Below are 24,582 nucleotides of genomic sequence, written 5' to 3' on the forward strand. Positions count from 1 at the left end.
GCTAACGCGCGCCGCCGGGAGAACGCAGTCGCCTGGGACCGGTGTCGTGTTTCGAAGGCGGCGGACCGAGCATCACCCTGGCGCTGCTGACGTACGCGCCGGCGGCGCTGGCCAGCACGGGTTCCAGCGACAGCTCCCGCACCTCGGGCAGGTCCTCGGCCAGTGCGGCGAGCCGCAACACCAACTCCTGCAACGCGGGCAGGTCCGCGGGTTCGTCACCTTGGTAACCCGCCAGCAACGGCGCCGCCTTGGGCGCGCGCACCAGCGCCGCCGCGTCCGCGTCGGTCAGCGGGACCGCCCGGTACGCCCGGTCCCCCAGCAGGTCGCTGACCAGGCCCGACAACCCGAACGACACCAACGTGCCGAACGACGGGTCGTCCTGGAGGCCGAGCACGCAGGAGATCCCCTTGGGCGCCATGCGCTGCACGTACACGTCGGCCCGGTCGGACACCTCGGCGAGCATCTCGTACGCGGTGCGCACGGCCTCCTCACCGGACAGGTCGAGCCGCACGCCGACCAGGTCGGTGCGGTGCCGCAGCCGGTCGTCGGTGGACTTCATCGCCACCGGGTAGCCCAACTCCCCCGCCGCGCGCACCGCCTCGTCCGCCGACGTCACCACGCGGAACGGCACGACCTCCACGCCGTAACACGCGAGCAGGCGCACGGCGGTGTCGTCGTCCAGCCGCCGTTCGCCGGTCTCGTCCAGCTTCTGGGACTCGACGATGGCGTGCGCGGCGTCCGTGTCGATGCCGTCGGGCCGGATGAACGTGCCCTGCGGCGCGGACCGCCACCGTGCGTAACGGGTCACCCGGGCCAACGCGAGCACAGCGCGCTCCGGGCTCGGGTACGACGGCACGGAGCCACGTCCGGGCGCACCACCGGGACCGGGCACGGCCAACTCGGCGGGCACACCCTCCACCGCGAGGAACGTCGACGCGATCGGCTTGGTCCGCCCGCCCTGCTCCACGACCTCGCGCAACGCGCGGGCGAACGACGTGCCGGGCACCGCCAGCGGCGGCACGAACACGACCACGAGCGCGTCCGCGTCCGGGTTCTCCAACGCGTCCTTCACGGCCGCCGCGAACACCTCCGGCCCGGCCTGCGCGCCCACGTCCACCGGCTCGCCCGCCAGCTCCAGCCCCTGGGCCAGCGCGGTGTCGGCGGCCAGCAGCCCGATCGCGGTCGAGTTGCCGACCACGGCGACGCGCGGCCCCGCGGGCAGCGGCTGGTGCGCCAGCAGCAGGGCGGTGTCGAACAGCTGCGCCAGCGACTCCACCCGGATCACGCCGGCCTGCTCGAACAGCGCCTGCACGCTCGACTCGTCCACCGCCACCGAGGTGGCCGCGAGCGCGGGCGTGACCGCGTGCCTGCCGGACTTCACCGCCACGATCGGCTTGGTGCGGCCGAGCCTGCGGGCGAGCCGGGCGAACTTGCGCGGGTTGCCGAACGACTCCAGGTACAGCAGCACCACGTCGGTGGCCGGGTCGGTCTCCCAGTACTGGAGCAGGTCGTTGCCGGACACGTCGGAGCGGTTGCCGGCGGAGACGAACGTGGACAGGCCCAGGCCGCGTTCGGCGGCGGTGGCCAGGATCGCCGTGCCCAGGGCGCCGGACTGGCAGAAGAAGCCGGTGCGGCCGCGGGCCGGGAGCTTCGGCGCGAGGGTGGCGTTGAGGCGCACGCCCGCGTCGGTGTTCAGCACGCCCAGCGCGTTCGGGCCGACCACCCGCATGCCGTGCGCGCGCGCCTCGGCGGCGAGCCTGCGTTCCGCGCTCAACCCGCCAGGTCCGGTCTCACCGAACCCGGACGTGACCACGACCAGCGCTTTCACGCCCTTGGCCAGGCAGGCGTCCATGACCTCGTCCACCCCGGCGGCGGGCACCGCGACCACGGCGAGGTCCACGTCGTCCGGGATCTCCAGCACCGACGGGTAGGCGCGCACCCCGCGCACGGAGCGGTGCTCGGCGTTCACCGGGTACACCGGACCCGCGAAATCGGCCGCGAGCAGGTGCGTCAGCACCGCGTGACCGATCTTGGTCTGGTCGGTGGACGCGCCGATGACCGCGATCGACTTGGGGTGCAGCAGGTTGTGCACGCTGCGCGCCTCGGCGGCCTGCTCGCGTGCGCGGGCCACCTCCACCGACTCCTCGGTGGGGTCGATGTCGAACTCCAAGTGCACGACTCCCTCCTCGAACGCGCGGCTCACGCCGTAGCCGGCGTCCCGGAAGATCCGCACCATCTGGCCGTTCTCGGCGAGGACTTCGGCGGTGAACCGGCTCAGGCCGCGTTCCCGGGCGGCGGCGGCGAGGTGTTCCAGCAGGATCGAGCCGAGGCCCCTGCCCTGGTGGGCGTCCTCGACCACGAACGCGACCTCGGCTGAGCCACTCAGGGCGGCGGAGCCGGGAGACCCGGCAGGGCCGCCGAGGCGGTCGTAGCGGCCGACGGCCACGATGTCGTCGCCGAGCAGCGCGGTGAACGCGACCCGGTCGGCGTGGTCGACGGTGCTGAAGCGTTCGAGGTCCCGTTTCGGCATCCGCGGGTAGGGGCCGAAGTACCGGAAGTAGCGGGTGCGCTCGGACAGCCGGCCGTGGAACGCGAGCAGCTTCTCCGCGTCGTCGGGCGTGATGGGGCGCAGGTGGACCGTGCCGCCGTCGCTGAGCACGACGTCGGCCTCCCAGTGTCTCGGGTAGTCGAACGGGTCCACGTTCAGTCCCTCGGATCGTCGGGGTCCAGGCCGTGCAGCGGGAACAACGCCCGTCGGGTCTCCCGGATCGCCAGGTCGACCGGGGTGTCCACCTGGCCGCCCCACGGTTCGAACGCCGTGTCGGCGCCGTCGGTCATGGCGATCGGCAACGGCCAGTTCGGCGCCAGGGTGGACGCGTGGGCGACCCAGTCCGCGGGCAGCGGGGTGTTCGGGTCGACGTCCCGGTCGAGCACGGTGGCCAGCAGGTGCGTCCAACTGCGCGGGACGACGCGCAGCAGCTCGTACCCGCCGCCGCCGAGGGCCAGCCACCGGCCGTTCGCGGTCTCCTCCGCCAGGTCGCGCAGGCGGCGGTAGATCGCACGGTGGCCGTCCACGGTGAGCGCGAGGTCGGCCAGCGGGTCCTCGCGGTGCGTGTCCACGCCGCACTGCGTGACCAGCAGCTGCGGCCGGAAGGCCCGGAGCAGGGACGGGACGGTGGCGTCGAACGCGCGCAGCCAGGCCTGGTCGCCGGTGCCGGGCGGCAGGGCCAGGTTCACGCTCGTGCCCTCCGCGCCCGCGCCACCCAGTTCGGCCGCCCGTCCGGTGCCCGGCCACAGGCTCAGCGGGCTCTGGTGCACCGACACCGTGAGCACGCGCGGGTCGTCGTAGAAGGCGGTCTGCACGCCGTCGCCGTGGTGCACGTCGGTGTCGACGTAGGCGATCCGGTCGAAGCCGTTGTCGAGCAGCCAGGAGATGGCCACCGCGCAGTCGTTGTAGACGCAGAACCCGGCCGCGTGGTCGCGCATGGCGTGGTGCAGCCCGCCCGCGATGTTCACCGCCCGGTCCACGTCACCGGACGCGATCCGCCGTGCGGCGGCCAGCGAACCGCCCACGACCAGCGCCGATGCCTCGTGCATCCGGGTGAACACCGGGTTGTCCGCGGTGCCGAGACCGTGGCCGACGTCCCAGCCGGCCATCGGCGCGGCCTGCACGGCGTTGAGGTACGACGGCTCGTGGACGCGTTCGATCTCGGCGTCCGGCGCCGGTTCGGGCGCGACGAGGTCGACGCCGTCCAGCACACCCAGCGCGGTCGCCAGCCGGATGGTCAGGTCCAAGCGGACCGGGTTGAGCGGGTGGTCCCCGCCCAGGTCGTAACCGAGGAAGGACTCGTCCCAGACGACAGCGGCTGCCTTGCCCATGTCGGCAACCTAACCCACCGACCGGGCGATGGCGTGATCACAGCTTGGTCGCCGTGCGCCTCGTGGGTCCTGCGTGGACTTAGAGTCTGCCGAGACGAGGCGGGCCAGGATTGCGGCCATCGAGGATGGAACCCCGCACGTCGGAACGGGGTCATAGAGGACATGCACCTGCGACGAGTCTCCGCCCTGACCACTGTGCTGGCCTTGGCGCTCACGCTCGGCCTCACGGCCTGCGCCACCAAGGTCGTCGGCAGCCCGGTCGCCGCGGCGGGTGGGTCGAGCGGTGAGAAGACCACCTCCGGCAAGCCGTCCTCGACGAAGACCTCCAACAAGACGTCCAACAAGACCAGCACGCCCGCGGCGGACCCGACCGGCTCGGACAAGCCGGCCGGCGACGTCAAGATCACGACGAAGAAGAAGACCGAGGGCTACGAGGACTGCGACCTCCTCACCCCCGAGGAGGTGGCCGCGGCGGTCGGTGCGGCGAAGGGCGGCGAGAAGGGCTGCGTGCAGAGCACGGAGGACCCGTTCTCGGTCGTGCTGTTCATGGTCACGTTCGCCGAGTACGAGGGCGAGGCGCGCCCCATCGAGATCGGCGGCAACACCGCGTACGAGGTGAAGGAGAAGGGCGGCGACTGCACGGTCCTCGTCATGCTGACCGACGACCCGGACGAGATCACCCCCGCGTTCCAGGCCACCGTGACGCCGATCGACGACTTCGACCCGTGCGCGATCGCGCTCAAGCTCGCGACCAAGGGCTTCGAAAAGATCCCCAACGCTTGAAGTGTTTGATTGCCGCTGCTCCGCAGACTGTGTTGGATTGCGCCGCCTCCGGCGTCGCGGGCGAGGTCGCCTGGAAGTCGGCCGCTCGCGCCTGATTTTCCGACGATCGAAGAGCGTGATCGCCGGAAAATGAGGCGCGAACGACCGACGCGACCTCGCGTGGTGGTCCGGTTGGGGCCGGTGGCGGTGGGGTGGGGTCAGTCGGGGTTCGGGCCGGTGGCGGCGGGGCGGGTGGGGTCCGACGACCACTGCGACCAGGAGCCGGCGTAGAGCGGGGCGGGGGCGTCCGGTGTGGTGAGGCCGGCCACTTCCAGGGCCAGGACCACCGAAGATGCCGTGACGCCCGACCCGCAGTAGGCGGCGACCGGGCGGTCGGGTGAGACGCCGATGGCCTGGAAGCGCTCCGCGAGTGCCGGGGCCGGGAGCCAGCGGCCGTCGGCGGTGTGGCCGGAGGTCGGTGCGTTGAGGGCGCCGGGGATGTGGCCGGCGCGCGGGTCGACCGGCTCCGTCTCGCCGCGGTAGCGCTCGGGGGCGCGGGCGTCGAGCAGCGTGCCCTCACGGGCGAAGGCGGCGGCCTCGTCGGCGTCGAGCACGGGCATGGCGCCGGGGCGCACCACGACGTCCCCGGGAATAGGCGTCGGCGTGTCCGCGTTAACGGGACGAGCCTCGGCGGACCACGCCGCGAAACCACCGTCCAGAACCGACACTTCCGGGTGACCAGCCCACCGCAAGAGCCACCATGCACGCGCCGCGACCGAGCCGTCACCACCGTCGTACGCCACGACCGGGTGACCTTCACGGACCCCCGCGGCCCGCAGCACGGCCTGCAGCGCGGCCGGATCAGGCAGGGGGTGGCGGCCACCGGCGCCGGGCTCCGACGACAGCTCGGTGTCCAGGTCGACGTAGACCGCACCGGGAACGTGCCCGACCTCGTAGTCTTGGCGTCCCGGTGGTCCGCCAAGTCGCCAGCGGACGTCGAGCACGACCGGGGGTTCGGCGCCGTTCAGCGCGGAGGCCAGGGCTTCGGTGCTGATCAGTGGATGCACGGCACCATCCTGCACCCGTGACCGGCCGACTAGCATTGACGCCATACGAAGGGGAGCGGGTGTGAACGAGCTCATCGACACCACCGAGATGTACTTGCGCACGATCTACGAACTCGAAGAAGAGGGCGTAGTGCCTCTCCGCGCACGGATCGCCGAGCGCTTGGCGCAGAGCGGTCCGACGGTCAGCCAGACCGTCGGCCGGATGGAGCGCGACGGCCTCGTCATCGTGGCCGACGACCGCCACCTGGAGCTGACCGAGCAGGGCCGCAACCTGGCCATCGCGGTCATGCGCAAACACCGGCTCGCCGAGCGCCTCCTGGTCGACATCATCGGCCTGGAGTGGGAGCACGTGCACAGCGAGGCGTGCCGCTGGGAGCACGTCATGAGCGAGGCCGTCGAGCGCAAGCTGGTCAAGCTCCTCGGCAACCCCACCACGTCCCCCTACGGCAACCCCATCCCCGGTCTGGACAAGCTGGGCGACGGCGAGCCCGCGCCGCCCGCCGAGGCGGACCTGGTGCGCGTCGACGAGGTGGCCCGGCGCGGCGGCGGTCGCGTCGAGGTGCGCCGGATCGCCGAGCACGTGCAGCTCGACGAGGACCTGATGGCCGAGTTGAAGGCCGTCGGCGTGGTGCCGGGCGGCACGGTCGAGATCGACTCGCTCGGCGGCGCGAAGCTCATCCAGGTGCGCGGCAACGGCACGGTCGCCGAGTTGGACCCAGCGGTGGCGCACGCCGTGCTGGTGCAGGCGCGGTGAGCCCGGCGCGGCGTGCGGTCGCCGCGTTCACCCGGCTGCACGGCACCGCGCCGCAAGGCGTCTGGTCCGCACCCGGCCGGGTGAACCTGATCGGGGAACACACCGACTACAACGACGGCTTCGTGCTGCCGTTCGCGTTGCCGCACCGGACCGCGGTGGCCGCGTCACCGCGTGACGACGGCCAGTTGCACGTGGCCACCGTCGGTGACGACGGCACCGTGCAGCACACCTCACCGGTCACCGTCGCGGACCTCGAACCCGGCGTCGTCCGGGGCTGGGCCGCGTACCCGACGGGCGTGGCGTGGGTGCTGCGCGACCAGGGCGTGACCGGCGGGGCGAACCTGGTGATCGCCGGTGACGTGCCGGCGGGCGCGGGCCTGTCCTCGTCGCACGCGCTGGAGTGCGCGGTGGCGCTCGCGCTGCTCGGGCTCGCCGACCGCCCCGCCGACGACCTGCCGCAGATCGCGCGCTGGGTGCAGCGCGCGGAGAACGACTTCGTCGGCGCGCCCACCGGACTGCTCGACCAGACCGCGTCGCTGTGCTGCACCGAGGCGCACGTGCTGTTCCTCGACGTGCGCTCGTTCAAGGCCGAGCAGGTGCCGTTCGACGCCGCCGAGCACGGCCTCGAAGTGCTGGTCATCGACACGCGGGCCAGTCACTCGCACACCGACGGCGGCTACGGCGCGCGTCGTGCGGGCTGTGAGCAGGCGGCCTCGATCCTGGGTGTTCCCGCGCTGCGGGACGTGGACGTGAGCGAGCTGGACGGCGCGTTGGCCCGGCTGCCCGAGGAGCTGCGCCCGCTGGCGCGGCACGTGGTGACGGAGAACGAGCGGGTGCTGGAGTCGGTGGAGCTGCTGCGCACCGGCCGGCTGGCCGAGCTGGGGCCGTTGCTCGACGCGTCGCACGCGAGCCTGCGCGACGACTACAAGGTGTCCGCGCCGGAGCTGGACGTGGCCGTGGACGCGGCGAAGGCGGCGGGCGCGCTGGGCGCCCGGATGATCGGCGGCGGTTTCGGCGGGTCGGCGATCGCGCTGGTGCCGGTGGAGCGGCACGACGAGGTGGTGCGGCAGGTGCTCGCCGCGTTCGCGGAGCACGGCTGGACGACACCGAGGACTTTCACGGCCGTGCCCTCGGCGGGCGCCGGCCGGGATGAATGATGTCCGGACGAATGCTGATCTGATCGAACACTGAAAGCGGGGTTGCAGGTGAAGTTGCTCGTCACGGGCGGTGCCGGGTACGTGGGCAGCGTCTGCGCGGCCAGGCTGGTCGAGTCCGGGCACGAGGTGGTCGTGCTGGACGACCTGTCCACCGGGCACGCGGACGCCGTGCCCGACGGCGTCCGGCTGGTCGAGGCGGGCATCGACGAGGCGATCGGCGGTGTCCTCGCGGAGGGCTTCGACGGCGTGCTGCACTTCGCGGCCAAGTCGCTGGTCGGCGAGTCCATGCAGGACCCGGCGAAGTACTGGCACGGCAACGTGGTGACGTCGCTGCGGCTGCTGGACGCGATGCGCGAGCACGGCACGCCCAGGCTGGTGTTCTCCTCCACCGCCGCGACCTACGGCGAGCCGGAGCAGGTGCCGATCGCGGAGACCGCGCCGACCCGGCCCACCAACACCTACGGCGCGACGAAGCTCGCGATCGACCACGCGATCACCTCGTACGCCGCCGCGCACGGCCTGGCCGCCGTGTCGCTGCGCTACTTCAACGTGGCGGGCGCGTACGGGCGGTTCGGCGAGCGGCACGGTGTGGAGACGCACCTGATCCCGATCGTGTTGCAGGTCGCGCTGGGCAAGCGCGAGCAGGTGCAGGTGTACGGCGACGACTGGCCGACCGACGACGGCACGTGCGTCCGCGACTACATCCACGTCGTGGACCTGGCCGACGCGCACCTGCGGGCGCTGGAGCACGCGGCGACCGGCGAGCACCGGATCTACAACCTGGGCAACGGGTTGGGTTTCTCGGTCCGGCAGGTCGTCGACGCGTGCCGTGAGGTGACCGGGCACCCGATCCCGGCCGACGTCGCGCCGCGCCGGGCGGGTGACCCGGCGGTGCTGGTGGCCTCCAGTGAGCGGGCCCGCACCGAGCTGGGCTGGAAGCCCGAGCGGGTGGACCTGGCCGGCATCGTGCGCGACGCGTGGGAGTTCACCCGGTCACTACAGGGGGCGTGATGGAAGGCAAGATCACCGAGGCCGGGTTCGGGGACCTGACCTCGTTCACCGAGATGCCGCGGATCTCGTCGTTGGCGTTGTCGCCGGACGGGACGCGGCTGGTCACCGTGGTGGCGACGTTGTCGCCGGACGGCAAGACGTGGCAGGGGGCGCTGTGGGAGGTCGATCCCGCCGGCGAGCGTCCCGCGCGGCGGTTGACGCGCGGTGCGAAGGGCGAGTCGGCGCCCGCGTTCACGCCGGACGGCGCGTTGCTGTTCGTCTCGGCGCGGCCGGACCAGGAGGCCAAGCCGGCGGACGGCAAGGCGGCCAAGGACAAGGCTGCGCTGTGGCTGCTGCCTCCCGTCGGCGAGGCGCGCGAGCTGTACCGGCCCGCCGGTGGCGTGTCGGAGTTCGTGGTGGCGCGGCAGGCGGGCACGGTGCTGCTCGCGGCGGGTGCGCACCCGACGGTGGAGTTCGGCGAGCAGGACGAGGAGCACCGCAAGGCCCGTGAGGACGCCGGGGTGACCGCGATCCTGCACGAGTCCTACCCGATCCGGTACTGGGATTCGGACCTCGGCCCGAGCTTCCCCCGGCTGCTGGCGACCACCGCGCCGGTCGACGTGGACAGCGGGCGCATCGACCAGGCCGGGGGCCTGGTGGACCTGATGCCCAACGCCGCCGCGCGGCTGGAGGACTCGCCCGCCATCAGCCCGGACGGGCGGTGGGTGGTGCACGCCGAGAACGTCGCGGTGAGCCCGTCCTACGGGCACCGGGTCCGGCTGCGGCTGAAGTCGGCGGACGGCGCCACGGACCGCGTGCTGGCCGACCAGGAAGGGCATTCGTTCCTGCAGCCGGCGTTCCTGCCCGACTCGTCGGGTGTGATCGCGGTGCGGGCGTTCGACTCGACGATGGACAGCCCGTGGATCAACACGTTGGTGCGCATCGACCTGGAGTCGGGTGCGGTCGAGGAGTTGGCGGCGGACTTCACCGAGGAGCCGGACCACCCGGTGGTGAGCCCGACCGGTGACGCGGTGTACTTCACCAGCAGCCACCGGGGGCACCAGCCGATCTGGAAGCTCGACCTGGCGTCCGGCGCGGTGGTGAAGCTGACCGCGTCCGGTGCGTACACCGATGTCCGGGTGAGCCCGGACGGTGCTTCGGTGTACGCGCTGCGCAACGCCGTCGACCAGCCGCCGCGGCCGGTGCGGCTGTCGGCGTCCGGGGTGGACCAGCAGGCCGTGCCGCTGCCCGCGCCCGGTGCGGTCGAGTCGCTGCCGGGGACGTTGACCGAGATCGACACGGTGGTCGAGGACGGGCGGACCGTGCGGGCGTGGCTGGTGCTGCCTGCCGGTGCGTCGGCGGAGCAGCCCGCGCCGTTGCTGCTGTGGGTGCACGGCGGTCCGGTGATGAGCTGGAGCGGGTGGAGCTGGCGCTGGAACCCGTGGCTGATGGCCGCGCGGGGGTACGCGGTGCTGCTGCCGGACCCGGCGCTGTCCACCGGGTACGGGCACGACTTCGTGCGCGCCGGGTGGGCTTCGTGGGGCGCGAAGCCGTACACGGACCTGATGTCGATCACCGATGTGGCGGTGCGGCGGGACGACATCGACGACTCGCGCACGGCGGCGATGGGCGGGTCGTTCGGCGGGTACATGGCGAACTGGATCGCCACGCAGACCGACCGGTTCAAGGCGATCGTGACGCACGCGTCGTTGTGGCACCTGGACGCGTTCACCGGGAGCACGGACGACTCGTACTACTGGATCCGCGAGATGGGCGACCCGCTGCGGCAGCAGGAGCAGGTGCGGGCGAACTCGCCGCACCTGCGGGTAGCGGACATCAAGACGCCCATGCTGGTGATCCACGGCGACAAGGACTACCGGGTTCCCATCGGTGAGGGGCAACGGCTGTACTTCGACCTCGTGCGGCACGGTGTGCCGGCGAAGTTCCTGTACTACCCGAACGAGAACCACTGGATCCTGACGCCCGGTAACGCCAAGATCTGGTACGAGACGATCTTCGCGTTCCTGGCCGAGCACGTGCTGGGCGAGCCCTGGCAGCGGCCGGAACTCCTCTAGCGGCCGGAACTCCTCTAGCGGCCGGCACTCTTCCGGCGGTCGAACCGGTCGGCGAGGGCTCGCGCGTGCACGACGTCGAGCCCTTGCCGACCGATGACGTCATCGACGGGTGGGCGTCAGGGCGGGTTGGGTGGGGTGGTCCAGTCCGTTTCCGCCGCGCGTTCGGCCAGTTGTCGTAGGTGGTCCGGGGACAGGCCGGTGTCCAGGGCCGCTCTGAGCAGTTCCGACAGGCGGTGGCCCGGGTGGGCTTGTTCGGCTCGGTCCAGGGCCAGGGACGCCAGGGTGCCCAAGCCCTTGATGTAGGCCGAGAACGCCAGGAGGGTGGCCGGTTCGGCTCGTTCCGGTGCGGGACAGGCTCGGGTCAGTTCTGTCCACAGGGCCTCGGCGCTCTGGGCGTGTTCGCCTACGCAGTACCCGAGGCTGGAATCGCGGACCCACGGGTTCGACAGGGCGTGGGCCAGGTCGGCTACTTCCTCGTCGGTGAGCGGGCGTTTTCGGGTCGCGGCCCGGACCACCTCGGCGTGGATCAGTTCCTGGTGCCGGGGTGGGATGGTGCCGTCCAGTCGGTGTGGGGTGTCGGCCGCCCGTCGGTTGAGCAGGGTGGCTCGGCGGGACAGCGCTTCCGGTGGGTCCGCCGCCAGGAGTTCGGCCATGGCCTCGCGGCTGGCGTAGGTGATGTGGCCCTCGGCCGCCGTGGTGGCGGCCAGCGTCGTGCTCGTCGGGTCCGGGACCGTGCCGGATGTGCCCACGTCGTGGTAGTCGAACCAGGACTCGCCCTTCGCCGTCGCACGTGTCCACACCGCCAACAGGAGCGGCACGCGTGCGGCGTGCAGGGCGTCGTCCACCTCGTCGACCAACGCGTCGTGCGGCAGGTCTTCGGGTGGGTCGCCGGAACCCCCGCCGATCACGACGATCACCGCGTTGGCGGAACGACACCGCGACAGCGGGGCCGTCAACTGGTCGGCCACGCGGTGCGGCACGCCGGGAGGTGGCAGGTCGATGCGCAGGGTCATGGCTATGTCGTCGTCCTGCACCACCAGCACGACCATCGAATCGGTCGGGTGGAAGCCGATGAGGTGCGGCACGGCGGCGATCAGGTCGCCCGGGTCGTGGAGTCGGGTCCTGGGGAGGAGTTTCGTCATGGGGCCGACTCTGGCGGAAGTCGGCGCGAAGGCCCACGGGCGAAGTGGAATCTGTGGACAACTCGAAAAGGGCCGCTCCCAGCGAACTGGGAGCGGCCCCGTCAGCTGCGGAAACTCAGCAGTTCGGTGCTACCTGACCGTCCGAACCTGTGTACACGAACGCATCGGAGATGTAACCCGACCCGATCTTGTCCCACAGGTTGGTGGTGCCGTACTTGCCGGTGATCGTCTCACCCTGCGCCTGGCAGCTGATCGTCACCGTCGCGCCGTTGGCGACCGATCCCACGGCCGCGTAGGACGTCCCGGGGCCCGAACGGATGGTCACCGCCGCACCGCTGTCGGTCCCGACCGTCCCGGTCACTCCCCCGCTGGTGCAGGAGTTGCGACTGGTGTAGCTGCGCGTGCCCCAGTAGAAGATCTGCGACCCGTTGAACGTGATCTTCTGGTCGGCCCCGTTGAGCCTCTGCTCGTAGTGCAGGTGCGCCCCGGTCGACCCGCCGGTGTTGCCGACGTTGCCGATCCGCTGGCCGAGCCGCACGGACTGCCCGACGGACACGGACTGCACGGACAGGTGCGCGTACCGGGTCCGCCAACCGGAACCGTGGTCGATCTCGACCCACCGCCCGTAGCTGGTGCTGCCCTCGTTCGCCACCCGCGTGACGGTCCCCGCGGCCGACGCGACCACCGGGTCGCCGTCGTCGTTCGTGCGGTTGAAGTCGACCGAGTTCGGGGGACTGTGCCCGGTGCGCGTCTGCCCTTCCCACACCTGGTTGCAGGGGAACGGCATCTGGAAATTCGGCGCCGCCGAGGCCTCGCCCTGCGTGAGGACTAGACCGATCAGCGGTGCCATCAAGGCCATGACGAACACGCGTCGGCTCATCTGCCACCTCCATGACGACTGGGTGTGGTGATCCGACCACGCCCAGCCGCCTTGGTGGAAGAGTTACCAGGTATTCGCTTCGTGAATTACTTCCTAACCAACCGAACGGCGCAACGCCGCTACGCCACCCACCACGGGCAGTTCGACCACGGTGGCGTTCAGGTCGATCGACAGCCCGGCGCCCGGCTTCGGGCGCAACGTGTAGTCGTAGTCGCTGGAGATCACCACGAACTCCACCGAGTGCCCGGCCGGCACGACGTAGTCGTTCGGCTCCAGCTCGACCTCCACCCGGTACTGCCTGCCGGGCTCGATCGGCTTGGTCCGCGACGGCGACACCCGGTTCTGCGGGTCCGTCCACCCCCGCGTGATCACGTGCGAAGTGCCGTCCGGCGCCCGGTCCACCAGCAGCGCCGTCACGTTCGCCGCCTGCCGGTCGAACGAGACCGCCAGGCCGACCCGCGCGGTGCCGGAGAACCGGAGCGGCGCGGTGGCCGGCCTCGTCGCGTACAGCAGGCGGTTGCCCGAGGCGGGCAGGTCGATCAGGTCCTCGGCCAACTTCGACGAGTCGTCGCGCAACGACTCCACCACCGACCGGCCGGGCACCGACTCGAACCGCAACGCGCCCTTGGCCGACCCACCCGCCCACGGGTACACGCGGGCAGGCGACGTGCCGGGAGCGGGCCAGTCGGCCTCGTCCACCCAGGTGGTCTTGTCCTCGCGCTGGATCGTCGCCTTCGGCTCGCGCTCGATGCCGTTGTCGATCCCGTACAGGTAGTGGCTGAACCACCGGTTGACCGTGCGCCGCCACTCGACCGACCGCAGCGTGTCGGGGTCGGTGTGCGCGGCCCGGTGCAGCCAGATCTTGTGCTCCACCCCGTGCCGCCGCAACGCCTCGTACCACTGCGCGACGTGCTTGACCTTGACGTTCCAGTCGCTCAACCCGTGCACGGCCAGCACCGCGGCTTGCACCTTGGCGGCGTCCTTCACGTAGTTCCGCTCGTCCCAGAACGGGCTGTAGTCGCCGGTAACCCGGTCCTGCCGGGCGGCCACGTCGGCGATCACCGGCTTGCAGATCTCCCGGTCCGCGCGCGTGTAGACGTACTCCGCCAACACATCCAGGTCCTCGCCCTGGAACGTGCCGGGAGCCACCACCGCGCCGTCGGCCCGGTAGTAGTCGTACCAGCTGGAGATGGCCGCGATGGGCACGATGGCCTCCAGGCCCTCGACCCCGGTCGCCGCGACGGCGTTCGGCAGGGTGCCGTTGTACGACACGCCCATCATGCCGACCTTGCCGGTGGTCCAGTCGGCCTCGACCGCAGCGCCGGCGGCGTCACGCGCGGTGGTGCGGCCGTTGAGCCAGTCGACCACGGACTTCGAGCCGATGGTCTCGTTGCGCCCGCCCGACGTGGGGCAGCCGGACGACTTGCCGGTGCCCAGCGATTCGGCGTACACCATGGCGAAGCCGCGCGAGATGAAGTAGTCCTCGTAACGCCCGGACCGGATCGGCGCCGGGTTGGGCCCGACGGCCGCGGCGATCCGCTCGTCCGCCTCGGCCTTCAGCACCGACCCGTCGCGCTTGTCGTACCCACCGCGGTGGTTCGGCTCGTACAGCTCCACGTCGACGTCGTGGTTGGCCACGTCGTTGCCGCCGGAGAAGTACGGGCTGTTGAAGAACACGACCGGGACCTTCAACCCGCGGTCGGTGGCCTTCTGGCGCACCACCTCGGCGTAGACCTCGTCGTCGTGCCCGTCGCGGTCGCTGTCGACCGGCGCGCGCACCCACACGCTCTCGCGCACCACGTCCGCCACGTCGAAGACGGGTTGCGCCTCGCCGTCGCGGAACACCGGGCCCTCCGGCGCGGCACCGGCCACCGCGGGCGTCAACCCCAGCGGCAACGTGACCAGAGCGGCGAGCACCGCGGCTCTCCGTGCACCCTTCACGACCGAACCCCCATCATGTGCAGGACAGGTTTTCGGGCTGACCCTTCCGGGCACCACAACACCTGTCAAGGGTGCCCGAAGTCCACAATGGACAGACCGGTGAAGACCCGACGATCGGCCCCTTGACCAGCGACGGAGACATGTGCAGACTCGCTCGGGCCATGCGTGATTTCATTGCCGCGCTGCCCAAAGTGGAGTTGCACGTCCACCTCGTCGGGTCAGCCTCCCCCGCCACCGTCCTCACCCTCGCCCGCCGACACCGGCAACACGGCGTCCCGACCGACGAGGCGGAGCTGCTCCGGTTCTACGAGTTCACCGGTTTCGGCCACTTCATCGACGTCTACGCCGCGGTGAACGACCTGGTCACCACGGGCGACGACGTCGCCGCGCTGGTGCTGGGCCTGGCCGAGGAGCAGGCGCGCCGCAACGTCCGGTACGCCGAGGTGACCGTCAGCGCGACCAGCCACCTGCGGGCGGGCATCGCGCCGGAGGAGTTGGACGAAGCCCTCACCACCAGCCGCGAACGGGCCAGGCGGGAGCACGGCGTCGAGCTGGCCTGGGTGTTCGACATCCCCGGCCTGTGGGACCGGGACTTCGGCGTCACCAGCGCGAAGTACGCCACCACGCACCGGCCGGCGGGCACGGTCGGCTTCGGTCTCGGCGGGTTCGAGGCGGACGCGCCGCGCCGGGCGTTCCGGGAGGCGTTCACCCTCGCCCGGGACGCGGGCCTGCACTGCGTGCCGCACGCGGGCGAGACCACCGGTCCGGACCAGGTCCGGGAAGCGCTCGACGAGCTGCACGCCGAACGCGTCGGCCACGGCATCAACGCGGCGGCCGACCCGGAACTGCTGCGCCGACTGGCCGCCGAGGGGATCACCCTGGAGGTCTGCCCGACCTCCAACATCCGCACGGGCGCCGTGAAGGACCTGAAGGACCACCCGCTGCCGAGGCTGCTCGACGCGGGCGTGCCGGTCACCCTGGCCACCGACGACCCCGGCATGTTCCACACCGACCTGGACCGCGAGTACCTGCTGTGCCACGAGGTGTTCGGCCTCGGCCGGACCGAACTCGCCGAACTGGCCCGCACCGGAGTACGGGCCAGTTTCGCCCCACCCGACCTCAAACGGTCACTGCTGGCCGAGATCGACGCGCTCGGCCACTGACCACCGCCACGCCGAGCCCGGCGAACGCCAGCACCGCGCCCACCCAGTTGGGCGCGGTGTAGCCGAACCCGGCGTCGATCGCCACGCCGCCCAGCCACGCGCCCCAGAAGCCCCTGGGCGTGGAGGAGTTCGTGATCGTCCTCCCGCCCGACACCCACCACCGCGCCCCGATCGACCTGAGGGCACTCGCCGAGGACAGTTGGGTGCACTACGCGCCCGGCAACGGTCTGGCGGACCTGGTCGACGCGGCCTGCGCGGCTCGGGGTTTCCAACCCCGCGCCGCCGTGCGCACCGAGCAGACGGCGGCGGCACCCGTCCTGGCCGCGTCCGGGCTGGGTCCCGCGCTGGTGCCCAGCAACATCCTGCCCGAGACGTTCGACGGGGCGGTCCTCCGCACGGACCCGCCGGTGCAAAGGACCCTCGTCGCCTACGCGCACAAGACCCCCGACCCGCTCACCTCGGCCTTCGTGACGTTGCTCGCCGAGGCGGGGACGCTCGCGGGGCGACCTACTTGAGCCGGGCCCGGCCCAACGAGTCCGAACGCCGGGTCGTCTCCGGAAGCCGCGTCACGCACAACCGCAGCACCTCGGCGCACGCCCGGTCGAGGTCGATGCGGTGCCCCACGGACACGAACACCGGCTTCACGCCTTCCCTCGTCCGCAACGCCCGCCCCACGACCTCGCCGTCGTCCACGAGGTCGGTGTAGGCGCCACGCACGTCGTCAGGCATGGCGAACGACCCCATGGGCGTCTTGGCCACGCCCACGCTCGGCATGTCCGTCACCACCCCCAGGTGGCAGGCCAACCCGAACCGCCGTGGATGCGCGAACCCCTGCCCGTCGCACACCAGCAGGTCCGGCGTCACGGTCAGCTTCTCCATCGCCTCCAGCAGCGACGGCAGCTCCCGGAACGCGAACAGCCCCGGCAGGTAAGGGAAATCCGCCTTGCCCGTCACCACGGCCGAGTCCACCGTCTCCAACGACTCCGCGTCCAGCACCACGACCGCCGCCGCCAACCGGTCGTCGTCGGCGTAGGACACGTCGAGCCCGGCGACGTGCCGCACCACCAGCCCGGGGTCGGTGCGCGTCGACACCAGCGGCCGCAGTCGTTCCTGCTCCGCGATCGCTTCTTCGGGAGTCATCACTTCGTGGTCGTCACTTCGGGGTCGTCACTTCGGGGTCGTCACTTCGGGGTCGTCACTTCGGGGTCACTCGTGCCTGACCGAGGCGCGGTGCGCGGCGAGCAGGTCCTCACCGAAGTCACCGGACCGCCGCCGCCACACCGCGTGCGCATGGTTGGCGTTGTAGGCCGTGTTGTCGTACTCGATCAGCAACTCCGGCCCCTGGATCCGGTAGTAGTGCCCTTCACCGCGCTTGGCCGAACCCTGCCAGGCGAAGTGCAGTCGTTCCAGGTCCAGGGCGTCGAACTCCTCGTCGGCCAGGTCGCTGTGCAGCCGGTCGAGGTAGTACCGCACCAGCCCGACCAGCAGCCCGCGTGACTCCCGGTCGAGCTGTGCGGGCGTGACCCCGGCGGGTTCCAGGTCGCCGACGCGGGGCGAGTTGCCGGTCAGGATGTCCGGCGGCGCGGTGTCGGAGACCACGGCCAACCCGCGCGCCGTGCGGCCCATGCGGTCCAGCAGTTCGCGGGCCAGTTCCTCCTCCAACCGCAAGGGCTGCAACACCGTGTGCCCCCGGTACGTCGTCCGGGCCGGCTGGGCGCCGAGGAAGAGGGGGGTGGCCGACACGCGTCCGTCGGCCACCACCACGCTCACCGAGAGGTGGTGCCCCTCGACCCGCCAGCCCCACGGCTCGTCACCCGGCTCACCGAGCAGCACGGTCCAGAAGTCGCCCTGGTTCCGGTCCCGGCGGCCTCCTTCGCGGTCGTCCAGCACGTCCTCTAACGCCATCACCGCGGCGGCCTGCGCGTAGGCGTGCGGGCTGAGCACGCACGAGAGCAGCCGGTGCACGCCTTTGCGCTGATCGCGCGTGAGGTCGCCGTAGACGAGGCCCGGCCGTCGACCGGGCAGGTACGACCACCGCGTGCGCAGCCCGTCATCGGACATGCTCCGCACCGCGACCGCGCGTTGTCCGTCGTCCAACAGGTTGAGGAAGCCCCGTGTGGCTTCAGCGATCTCATGCAGCATTACTCGAACTTATCCGCTTTCATGTTGCGCAGCAGGAGGTAGCAGTCCTGGAGTGAGCCCGAGGTGTCGCCCAACCTGTCGGCGCCGGCGGTGTGACAGGGCGGGCGCCGAAGGTTACGGGTGTGACGGCCGGTCGCCGGCTGCCATTCTGGCGTTGTGTGGAATGGGGAGCTCATCGACTTGGACGCGTACCTCGACCGCGTCGCCTTCACCCTCGACCCGGACGCCGACCGGGCGACGACGCTGCGCGGCCTGCACCGCGCCCACCTGGCGGCCATCAGCTTCGAGAACGCCGACGTGCGCGACGGCGTGCCGCTCGCGCTGGACGTGCCGTCGTTGCAGGACAAGCTGGTGGCACGGCGGCGCGGCGGGTACTGCTTCGAGCAGAACCTGCTGTTCGCCGCCGTGCTCGACCGGCTCGGCTACGAGGTGACCGGCCTCGCCGCCCGCGTCCTGCTCAACCGCTCCGGCCCCGACCTCCCGCGCACGCACGCCCTGCTGCGCGTGGACCGGCGCTGGGTGGTGGACGTCGGCTTCGGCGGCGGCGGGCTGCTGGAACCGCTGCCGTTGACCGCCGGCGCGGTCGCGCGGCAGGGCGACTGGACGTTCCGGCTGGACCACCTCGACGGCACGTGGACGCTCCGGTCGTTCCAGGGCGGCGAGTGGGTGGCGCTGTACGACTTCCCCGAGACCCCGGCCGTGCCCGCGGACTACGCCATCGTCAGCCACTACCTGTGCACGCACCCGGCGTCGAAGTTCCGCGGCAGGCTGCTGGTGCAGCGCACCGACGAACACGCCCGCTACAACGTCACCGACCTGGAGCTGACCGAGACGCGGCCGAACGGCGAGGTGGTCAAGCGCGGCATGACCGTCGACGAACGGGCCACCGTGCTGCGCGAGCAGTTCGGGCTGGAACTGCCGGGCTGAGCGCTACGGCCAGGGCTTGAGCTCGGGCTCGTCGCCAGTGATCCCACCGTCCGGTTCGCGCCCGGCGAGCCACGCGACCAGATCGGTGCGCGAGCCGGTCAGCTCCACGTCGTCACCCTCGCCGATCACCCACCGGCGGTCGTCGGCCCGCAGGGTGAGCCGGACGCCGTCGGGCACGCGCACCGACAGGAACTCGACCACGTGGTCGCAGAACTCGGGCGACCACGTGACCGGGCCGAGGTCGAGGTCGCGGATGTGGATCTCGACCTCGCGCCACACGCCGTAGGCGGTGCCGGTCAGCGTGCCGTCGCGGTAGAAGACGGGAGCGTCCCAGTCGCGGACGTCGTCCCAGGCCTTGGTGAGCCGGGCTACGGCGTCGGCGATCGCGGCCCGGTGCTCCGCCGCCGAACGTCCGGCGCCGGCTTCGATCGCGGCGTCGCGGGCGGGGCGTCCGCCGGGGTACACCTCGACCTTCGTGCCCTCGTGCTCGGCCTGACCCGCCATGGCGACGGTGACGTTGGCCAGGTGGGCCAGCACGTGGCCGCGCGTCCAGCCGGGCAGCGCCGAGGGTTCGGCCACCTGCTCGTCGGTGAGGTCTTCGATCAGGACGGCCAGCCTGCGGTGGGCGTCCAGCGCGTTCGCCTGGATCGTCACAACTCCCCCTAATGGTTTGTCAGGTCAAGTCCGTTAGGGAACCTACACTAGACTGGCCCGGGTGGCACTGGCGTTGGAGTTCGCGAGCACGGTCCGGGTCGACGGACACGGCGGGCTCACGGACGACCTGTCCACGCCGGAGGGCTTCGCGGCGTGGGTCGAGGTCGGCGTCGGGGGCGAGGTCGAGCCGGACGAAGCGCTGCGGCAGCGGGTGATCGAGCTGCGCTGGGCCGTGCGTTCGCTGTTCGCGCACGCGGCGCGGGCGAACGAGCGCTTGGACACGCCGCACTTGCTGGACTTCGACCGTGCGCTGAAGACGGTCAACGATGCCGCCGCGCGGGTGCCCAGGGCGGCGCGGTTGGAGTGGACCGAGCAGTGGACCGAGCAACCCCGGTTGCGTTACGAGGACTCGGCCGACGCGGGTGATCGCCTGCTCGCGACGTTGGCGACGGCGGCGATCGAGTTCCTGGCGAGCGGGACGCGGGCGGAACTACGAGCCTGCCCCGCCCCCAGGTGCATCCGGTACTTCGTCAAAACCCACCCCCGGCAGGAGTGGTGCAAACCGTCGTGCGGGAACCGGGCCAGGGTCAGCCGGCACTACCACCGCGCACACGACTGAGGTCACGCCGGAAGCCGCGCGAGCACCCGAGGGCGCTCGCGCGGCCGGTGACTATCCCTGGACGATGTAGGCGGTCAGTTGGTCCTGGTCCTCTTGCAACTGGTTGATCCGGCTCTTCACCACGTCGCCGATGCTGACGATGCCGACCAACCGGTCACCGTCGACCACCGGCACGTGGCGGATGCGCTGCTCGGTCATCAACACCGTGAGGCTGTCGACCGAATCGCGCGGCGAGCAGGTGAACAGCTCGCTGGTCATGATCTCCGACACCGGCGCGGCCAACAGCTCGCCGCCCCGGTCGTGCAGCTTCCGCACGACGTCCCGTTCCGACACGATCCCGGCGATACCGCCCTCGGGCCCGATCACGACCATCGCGCCCACGTTGTGCTCGGCCAGCGCGGCGACGAGATCCGCTACCGACGCTCTCGACTCGACCGTGGCCACGGCCGAGCCTTTGTTCCGCAACACGTCAGCGATCCTCATTGGGGCGCCTCCCGATCTACGTCAGACCCGGTTGCTACCCAGTTCAGGCTAGTTCTCCGAGCACGTGATCGGCAGATCACGCGCCCGATAAGACCATTCTCCGTCGAGTCGGACCTCAGTCGAGACGCGGTTGAGACGCTGTCGCGAGCACCCCGGCGCGGTCACCACGACGATCACCACCGCCGTCCGGCGGAACCTCCCGGCGCCGCGCCCGACGCCGGTCCGACGGAGAGGCCGACCGTCCGGACCAGCATCATCACGCCTCCGGAGGTGCCATCAGCTCCGGCGGCGTCCGCTCTGGAACCGTCGCCGCGTCGGGTCCGGCGAACAGCCCGTGCCCGATCCCGATCACCGCCAACCGCCACGCCAGGTCCCCCAGATCATCACCCGCCTGGAGCAGCGGCACGGTACCGATCAAGATCACGGCCGTGTCCCCCGACGCGACCGCCCGGTACCCGTACCGGTCCGCGATCACGCCCGCGATCGGCGACATCAACGCCAGGTATGGCACGACGCGTGCCGGAGTGCGCAGCCGTCGCCGTCCACGACGGGAATCCCCGCGTCCACAATGGACTGAAGCGGGGTCGTGTCCTCGATTTCCCGGCAGGTCACGGAAAACGCGCCTGCCCGACAGCGGATTGCCTTCACTGCGCTGGAAAATCGTGCGCGCCGACACCGGATCAGGTTCGGTGCCGAGGATCGCGCGCAGTCGGACCGCGACGAGCACCGTCGCGGGCGCGTTGTCGAACGCGCCCGCGACGGTGCCCGATCTCGGCGGTGGTGCCCGTCAGCCGCCGCTGGTGCGGCGGAACACGCGCCGTCCCACGAACGTGTTCTGGTGCGGCCGGCCGGGAACCTTGTTCACGCTGTCGTTCTTGTTGGCGTGGCCGCGGCGGGCGGCGCGGTTGAGCGGGGCCTCAGGCAGTTCCTGCTCCTGCTGCTCCTGCTCGCCGTCGCCCTGCGGAACGTCCTGCTTGGTCATTTCTGCCTCCTGGGGTGTGGCGAAGTCGCTGGTCAGCGGCGCCGCATGGCGTACTGGCGCGGGTTGACGACAGCTCGGCCGCCGCCGAAACGCGGGTGGACCGCGCCGGACGAGCGTGCGCCGCGGCGTGCGGCGCGGTTGGTCGGCTGACCGTCGTGTGGCGGTTCGTTGCGCATGGTGGGCATGCGATCGCCTCCTCGATGTCGAGGCGTGCAAAGGCTACGACCCGTGGTTCGACAGGGTCGCGAAAACAGCCGCTAGGGCCACCAGGAGAAGGGCGCGGCACGGCCCGAGGCCTGTGCGGCGCTGGAGGAAGAGATCCTCAGAAGTAGATCTGGAAGAACATGGTCATGACGTTAGCGTGCTTCACGTCGAAGCGCCAACTGTTTTATCGGTGGATGCCGTTTTTCCGGTGGGCAAAGACGCCCGCCGTTCCTGCGACCACCGCACGGCGGGCGTCATGGCGAGGGCGGCGGCCAGGAACAGCGCGCCCAGCAGCAGCCAGCCCACCACTCCCCCGCCGAGCACCAGCGTGGTCGGCAGCAGGGGGCCGACGGTGCGCGCGACGGCCGTGCCGGTACCGTAAAAGCCCTGGTACTGGCCCTGCTTGTCGGCCGGCGCGAGGCCGAACCCGATCTCCCACGAGCCCGCGCCGTGCAGCATCTCGCCGACGACCTGGATGCCCGCACGTGTAGACGCACGCCGCCACCACGAACGCCCAGAACGACCGCACCACCAGGAACGACGCCAACGCCCCCGCCGTCACCACGGCCAACCCCACCGCGACCCGCCGCGCCCCGACCCGGTCGGCGAGGTGCCCGAACCCCACCCCGGCCACCGCCCAGGCCACCGTCAAGGCGATGCCGACCTGGGAGGCCGACAAGCCCACGATCCGGGTGAAGTAGAGCGCGGAGCACACGTAGAACGCCCCGTCACCGACCGAGTTGGCCACCTGAGCGACCGCGAGCACCTTCGTCGTCCCCATGGGACGTCACGCTAGGAGCCGGATTGGCCCACGCTAAGGTCCAAGCACGGGGCGTTCCGTTGGGCCGATTACTCTCGGATCTCCAGGACCTCGCCCTCGATCACGGTGCCGTCCACGACCGCCGGGGGCTCGTCGCGTTCGGTGAAGAAGCGGGAGGCGAAGGCGCCTACGGCGCGGGTCGTGACGGCGTCGAACGTTCCGCCGATGACGCCTCCCACCAGCGGCACGCCCTTGGCCAGGGTGACGGTCGCCCTGGTGGTGCCGTACTTGGCCAGCAGGGTGAAGCCGACCCGCTTGTTGATCTCGCGGATGAGCTGCGCGGGGATTCGCTCGATCAGGTTCATGGTGAGCTTGGACCCCACCTTGATGCCCGCCTTCTTCAGCAGCTCGGTCCCCGCGTTGCCCAGCAGGCACACCAGGATCGCGGTCTGCACGTCGTCGCTCTCCAGGTCGTGCCCGTACACGGCGGCGATCGAGGCGATCAGGTGCGTCTGCACCAGGTAGGCGGCGGTCAGGTTCGCGGGCAGGGTGATCGGCAACGTGATCAGGCCGCCGATGTTCGTGGCGAAACCCTGCACGCCCGCCGCGGCGACGTGCGTGCGGATCAGGTGCTTGATCGCCTCCTCCGGCGTCAGCCCCTTCTCCAGCGCCTCCACGGCCATCTGCTCGGCGCCCTTGAACGGCCCGAAACCGTTGATGCCCACCCGCAGGAGGTGGTCAACCGCGTTCTGCTGCACCCTGGTGATCGCACCCGGTTCGTCGACCATGTCCCCGAGGTTACGCGGCGCGCGAGCGGGTAGCCGAGGCCAATGGACATGTCTTCGCTGGGAGAGCTGGTCAGGCAACGCGGCCCGTTCGCGTCGGTCTACCTGGACGCCTCGCACGACACCGAGGACGCGGCCAAGGCCATGGAGCTGCGCTGGCGCGGTGTGCGCGAGGAGCTGGCCGGGCAGGGTGCGGACGAGGCGACGTTGGACGCGTTGGAGGGGGCGGTGCTGACGCCGGTCTCCGGCAAGTCCGGTCGGGCGCTGATCGCGGCGCACGGGCGGCTGCTGCTGGACCGGGTGCTGCCACGCCCGCCCGCCACCGAGACCGCGCGGTGGTCCGACCTGCCGCACCTGCTGCCGCTGGCCACCTGGATGGAACCCACCGTGCCGCACGTGGTCGTGCTGGTCGACCGGGCGGGCGCGGACCTGCACGGGTACGACGGGCGGGGCGAGCGGACCGCCGAGGTGCGCGGTGAGGAGCACCCGTTGCACAAGGTCGGCGGTGGCGGCTGGTCGCACCGACGCCTCCAGAAGGCCGTCGAGGAGACGACCAAGCGCAACGCGACGCACGTCGCCGAGGAGATCGACCGGCTGGTGACCCGCCTGAACGCCCGGCTGCTGATCCTGGGCGGCGAGGTGCAGGCCCGCGCCGAGGTGCGCGAGGAGCTGAGCCCGCGGTGCCGGGACGTGCTGATCGAGGTCGAGGGCGCGACCCTCGCCGAGGGCGCGGACGACGCCGCGTTCGACCACGCGGTGCAGTCGCTCGTCGCCCAGTACCAGTTCGACCTGGACAACGACGTGGTGGAGGAGTTCGCCGCCGAGTCAGGCCGTCCGGACGGCCGCGCGGTGCAGGGCCTCGCGCCCGTGGTGGAGGCGCTGCGCGAGGCGAAGGTGGCCGCGCTGCTGGTGTCGGACCCGGCGCTGGGCGACCGCACCGTGTGGTCCGGCGACGACCCGGCACAGCTCGCGCTGCGCGAGAACGACCTGCGCGGCCTGGGCGTCGAACACGTCGGCGAGCACCGCGCCGACGAGGCCCTCGGCACCGCCGCCGCCGCGACCGGCGCGCAGGTGGTCGTCGCCGAGGTCGCCGGCCTGCGCGAGGGCGTGGGCGCGCTGCTGCGCTACTAGCACCGGGCTACCAGCACCAAAACGGGGTCGTCGCCGCGCTCATGTGCTCCGAGCGCGGGGGCGACCCCCGATCACCCCCGGTGAG

General features: G+C 71.5%; 24 protein-coding genes and 2 pseudogenes. 10 read left to right on the forward strand and 16 right to left on the reverse strand.

Annotation, left to right across the window (positions count from 1 at the left end; genetic code table 11):
• Position 1: 1 nt before the first annotated feature.
• Both FM051_RS02585 and FM051_RS02590 read right to left on the reverse strand, forming a co-directional pair.
• Entirely contained in the window at positions 2 to 2,701 is a 2,700-nt protein-coding gene (locus FM051_RS02585; RefSeq protein ID WP_158840232.1) for a bifunctional acetate--CoA ligase family protein/GNAT family N-acetyltransferase, read from the reverse strand.
• 2 nt (positions 2,702 to 2,703) lie between these two features.
• The gene (locus FM051_RS02590) at positions 2,704 to 3,879 is read right to left on the reverse strand and encodes an acetoin utilization protein AcuC (protein WP_158840234.1); all 1,176 of its coding nucleotides are present in this window, start codon (positions 3,877 to 3,879) and stop codon (positions 2,704 to 2,706) included.
• Between the two features lie 162 nt (positions 3,880 to 4,041).
• Here FM051_RS02590 and FM051_RS02595 point away from each other — a divergent pair, with 162 nt between their 5' ends.
• Positions 4,042 to 4,662 carry a hypothetical protein gene (locus tag FM051_RS02595; RefSeq protein ID WP_158840236.1) on the forward strand — a complete coding sequence of 207 codons (621 nt, stop codon included), beginning with the start codon at positions 4,042 to 4,044 and terminating at the stop codon, positions 4,660 to 4,662.
• A gap of 197 nt (positions 4,663 to 4,859) precedes the next feature.
• On the opposite strand, the gene FM051_RS02600 is transcribed toward FM051_RS02595, so the two are convergent.
• Positions 4,860 to 5,708 carry a sulfurtransferase gene (locus tag FM051_RS02600; protein ID WP_158840238.1) on the reverse strand — a complete coding sequence of 283 codons (849 nt, stop codon included), beginning with the start codon at positions 5,706 to 5,708 and terminating at the stop codon, positions 4,860 to 4,862.
• A 61-nt stretch (positions 5,709 to 5,769) separates the two neighbouring features.
• On the opposite strand from FM051_RS02600, the gene FM051_RS02605 reads away from it, so the two are divergent.
• From FM051_RS02605 to FM051_RS02620, 4 genes are read left to right on the forward strand one after another with little or no spacing between them, the layout of a single operon-like run.
• Positions 5,770 to 6,462: an iron-dependent transcriptional repressor DtxR gene (locus tag FM051_RS02605; RefSeq protein WP_158840240.1), complete on the forward strand. Its 693-nt coding sequence runs from the start codon at positions 5,770 to 5,772 to the stop codon at positions 6,460 to 6,462.
• Positions 6,459 to 7,619, forward strand: coding sequence for a galactokinase (gene galK / locus FM051_RS02610; protein ID WP_158840242.1), 1,161 nt, complete (start codon positions 6,459 to 6,461; stop codon positions 7,617 to 7,619). Before FM051_RS02605 ends, galK begins: the two co-directional genes overlap by 4 nt.
• Positions 7,620 to 7,667: 48 nt before the next feature.
• Positions 7,668 to 8,630: a UDP-glucose 4-epimerase GalE gene (gene galE / locus FM051_RS02615; protein WP_158840244.1), complete on the forward strand. Its 963-nt coding sequence runs from the start codon at positions 7,668 to 7,670 to the stop codon at positions 8,628 to 8,630.
• Positions 8,630 to 10,684 (forward strand): alpha/beta hydrolase family protein, encoded by a 2,055-nt coding sequence (locus FM051_RS02620; RefSeq protein WP_158840246.1) that lies wholly within the window; start codon positions 8,630 to 8,632, stop codon positions 10,682 to 10,684. Before galE ends, FM051_RS02620 begins: the two co-directional genes overlap by 1 nt.
• A 116-nt stretch (positions 10,685 to 10,800) precedes the next feature.
• On the opposite strand, the gene FM051_RS02625 is transcribed toward FM051_RS02620, so the two are convergent.
• From FM051_RS02625 to FM051_RS02635, 3 genes are all read right to left on the reverse strand, one after another.
• A complete protein-coding gene (locus FM051_RS02625; protein WP_158840248.1) occupies positions 10,801 to 11,826 on the reverse strand; it encodes a DUF4192 domain-containing protein in 1,026 nt (341 codons plus the stop codon).
• 115 nt (positions 11,827 to 11,941) lie between these two features.
• Entirely contained in the window at positions 11,942 to 12,706 is a 765-nt protein-coding gene (locus tag FM051_RS02630) for a peptidoglycan DD-metalloendopeptidase family protein (protein ID WP_158840250.1), read from the reverse strand.
• Positions 12,707 to 12,799: 93 nt separating this feature from the next.
• Positions 12,800 to 14,647, reverse strand: a complete 1,848-nt coding sequence (locus FM051_RS02635) for a Xaa-Pro dipeptidyl-peptidase (RefSeq protein WP_158840252.1) — start codon at positions 14,645 to 14,647, stop codon at positions 12,800 to 12,802.
• A gap of 161 nt (positions 14,648 to 14,808) precedes the next feature.
• Here FM051_RS02635 and add point away from each other — a divergent pair, with 161 nt between their 5' ends.
• Positions 14,809 to 15,810 carry an adenosine deaminase gene (gene add / locus FM051_RS02640; protein WP_158840254.1) on the forward strand — a complete coding sequence of 334 codons (1,002 nt, stop codon included), beginning with the start codon at positions 14,809 to 14,811 and terminating at the stop codon, positions 15,808 to 15,810.
• Here add and FM051_RS51475 read toward each other — a convergent pair.
• Positions 15,767 to 15,913 (reverse strand): annotated as a pseudogene (locus FM051_RS51475) (MFS transporter); the annotation flags it as partial. The gene add and the pseudogene FM051_RS51475 overlap by 44 nt on opposite strands.
• Here FM051_RS51475 and FM051_RS02650 point away from each other — a divergent pair.
• Positions 15,912 to 16,325: pseudogene (locus tag FM051_RS02650) on the forward strand (LysR family transcriptional regulator substrate-binding protein); the annotation flags it as partial. The pseudogenes FM051_RS51475 and FM051_RS02650 sit on opposite strands and share 2 nt — an antisense overlap.
• Here the strand turns inward: FM051_RS02650 and FM051_RS02655 are convergent.
• Positions 16,318 to 16,950 carry an endonuclease V gene (locus tag FM051_RS02655; protein WP_158840256.1) on the reverse strand — a complete coding sequence of 211 codons (633 nt, stop codon included), beginning with the start codon at positions 16,948 to 16,950 and terminating at the stop codon, positions 16,318 to 16,320. The pseudogene FM051_RS02650 and the gene FM051_RS02655 overlap by 8 nt on opposite strands.
• Positions 16,951 to 17,016: 66 nt before the next feature.
• Entirely contained in the window at positions 17,017 to 17,952 is a 936-nt protein-coding gene (locus FM051_RS02660) for a DUF3500 domain-containing protein (RefSeq protein ID WP_158840258.1), read from the reverse strand.
• Between the two features lie 156 nt (positions 17,953 to 18,108).
• Between FM051_RS02660 and FM051_RS02665 the strand changes: the two genes are divergently transcribed.
• The gene (locus FM051_RS02665; RefSeq protein ID WP_158840260.1) at positions 18,109 to 18,879 is read left to right on the forward strand and encodes an arylamine N-acetyltransferase family protein; all 771 of its coding nucleotides are present in this window, start codon (positions 18,109 to 18,111) and stop codon (positions 18,877 to 18,879) included.
• A gap of 3 nt (positions 18,880 to 18,882) precedes the next feature.
• Here FM051_RS02665 and FM051_RS02670 read toward each other — a convergent pair whose 3' ends face one another.
• On the reverse strand, positions 18,883 to 19,533 hold the full coding sequence (locus FM051_RS02670; protein ID WP_158840262.1) for a maleylpyruvate isomerase family mycothiol-dependent enzyme: 651 nt from the start codon (positions 19,531 to 19,533) through the stop codon (positions 18,883 to 18,885).
• 61 nt (positions 19,534 to 19,594) lie between these two features.
• On the opposite strand from FM051_RS02670, the gene FM051_RS02675 reads away from it, so the two are divergent.
• Complete coding sequence (locus FM051_RS02675) at positions 19,595 to 20,152, forward strand: CGNR zinc finger domain-containing protein (protein WP_158840264.1); 558 nt, start codon at positions 19,595 to 19,597, stop codon at positions 20,150 to 20,152.
• Between the two features lie 51 nt (positions 20,153 to 20,203).
• On the opposite strand, the gene FM051_RS02680 is transcribed toward FM051_RS02675, so the two are convergent.
• From FM051_RS02680 to FM051_RS02705, 6 genes are all read right to left on the reverse strand, one after another.
• Positions 20,204 to 20,635 carry a CBS domain-containing protein gene (locus FM051_RS02680; RefSeq protein ID WP_158840266.1) on the reverse strand — a complete coding sequence of 144 codons (432 nt, stop codon included), beginning with the start codon at positions 20,633 to 20,635 and terminating at the stop codon, positions 20,204 to 20,206.
• A 256-nt stretch (positions 20,636 to 20,891) separates the two neighbouring features.
• A complete protein-coding gene (locus FM051_RS02685; RefSeq protein ID WP_158840268.1) occupies positions 20,892 to 21,128 on the reverse strand; it encodes a hypothetical protein in 237 nt (78 codons plus the stop codon).
• 294 nt (positions 21,129 to 21,422) lie between these two features.
• On the reverse strand, positions 21,423 to 21,617 hold the full coding sequence (locus FM051_RS02690; RefSeq protein ID WP_158840270.1) for a hypothetical protein: 195 nt from the start codon (positions 21,615 to 21,617) through the stop codon (positions 21,423 to 21,425).
• 32 nt (positions 21,618 to 21,649) lie between these two features.
• Positions 21,650 to 21,802, reverse strand: coding sequence for a hypothetical protein (locus FM051_RS02695; protein ID WP_158840272.1), 153 nt, complete (start codon positions 21,800 to 21,802; stop codon positions 21,650 to 21,652).
• A gap of 181 nt (positions 21,803 to 21,983) precedes the next feature.
• The gene (locus tag FM051_RS53630; protein ID WP_338019443.1) at positions 21,984 to 22,280 is read right to left on the reverse strand and encodes a hypothetical protein; all 297 of its coding nucleotides are present in this window, start codon (positions 22,278 to 22,280) and stop codon (positions 21,984 to 21,986) included.
• Between the two features lie 390 nt (positions 22,281 to 22,670).
• Entirely contained in the window at positions 22,671 to 23,369 is a 699-nt protein-coding gene (locus FM051_RS02705; RefSeq protein WP_158840274.1) for an EcsC family protein, read from the reverse strand.
• Between the two features lie 48 nt (positions 23,370 to 23,417).
• Here FM051_RS02705 and FM051_RS02710 point away from each other — a divergent pair, with 48 nt between their 5' ends.
• Positions 23,418 to 24,497, forward strand: a complete 1,080-nt coding sequence (locus FM051_RS02710; RefSeq protein ID WP_158840276.1) for an Rv2629 family ribosome hibernation factor — start codon at positions 23,418 to 23,420, stop codon at positions 24,495 to 24,497.
• Positions 24,498 to 24,582 lie beyond the last annotated feature (85 nt).

The sequence above is a fragment of the Saccharothrix deserti genome (assembly GCF_009769385.1).
In the GTDB taxonomy this organism is placed as follows: domain Bacteria; phylum Actinomycetota; class Actinomycetes; order Mycobacteriales; family Pseudonocardiaceae; genus Actinosynnema; species Actinosynnema deserti.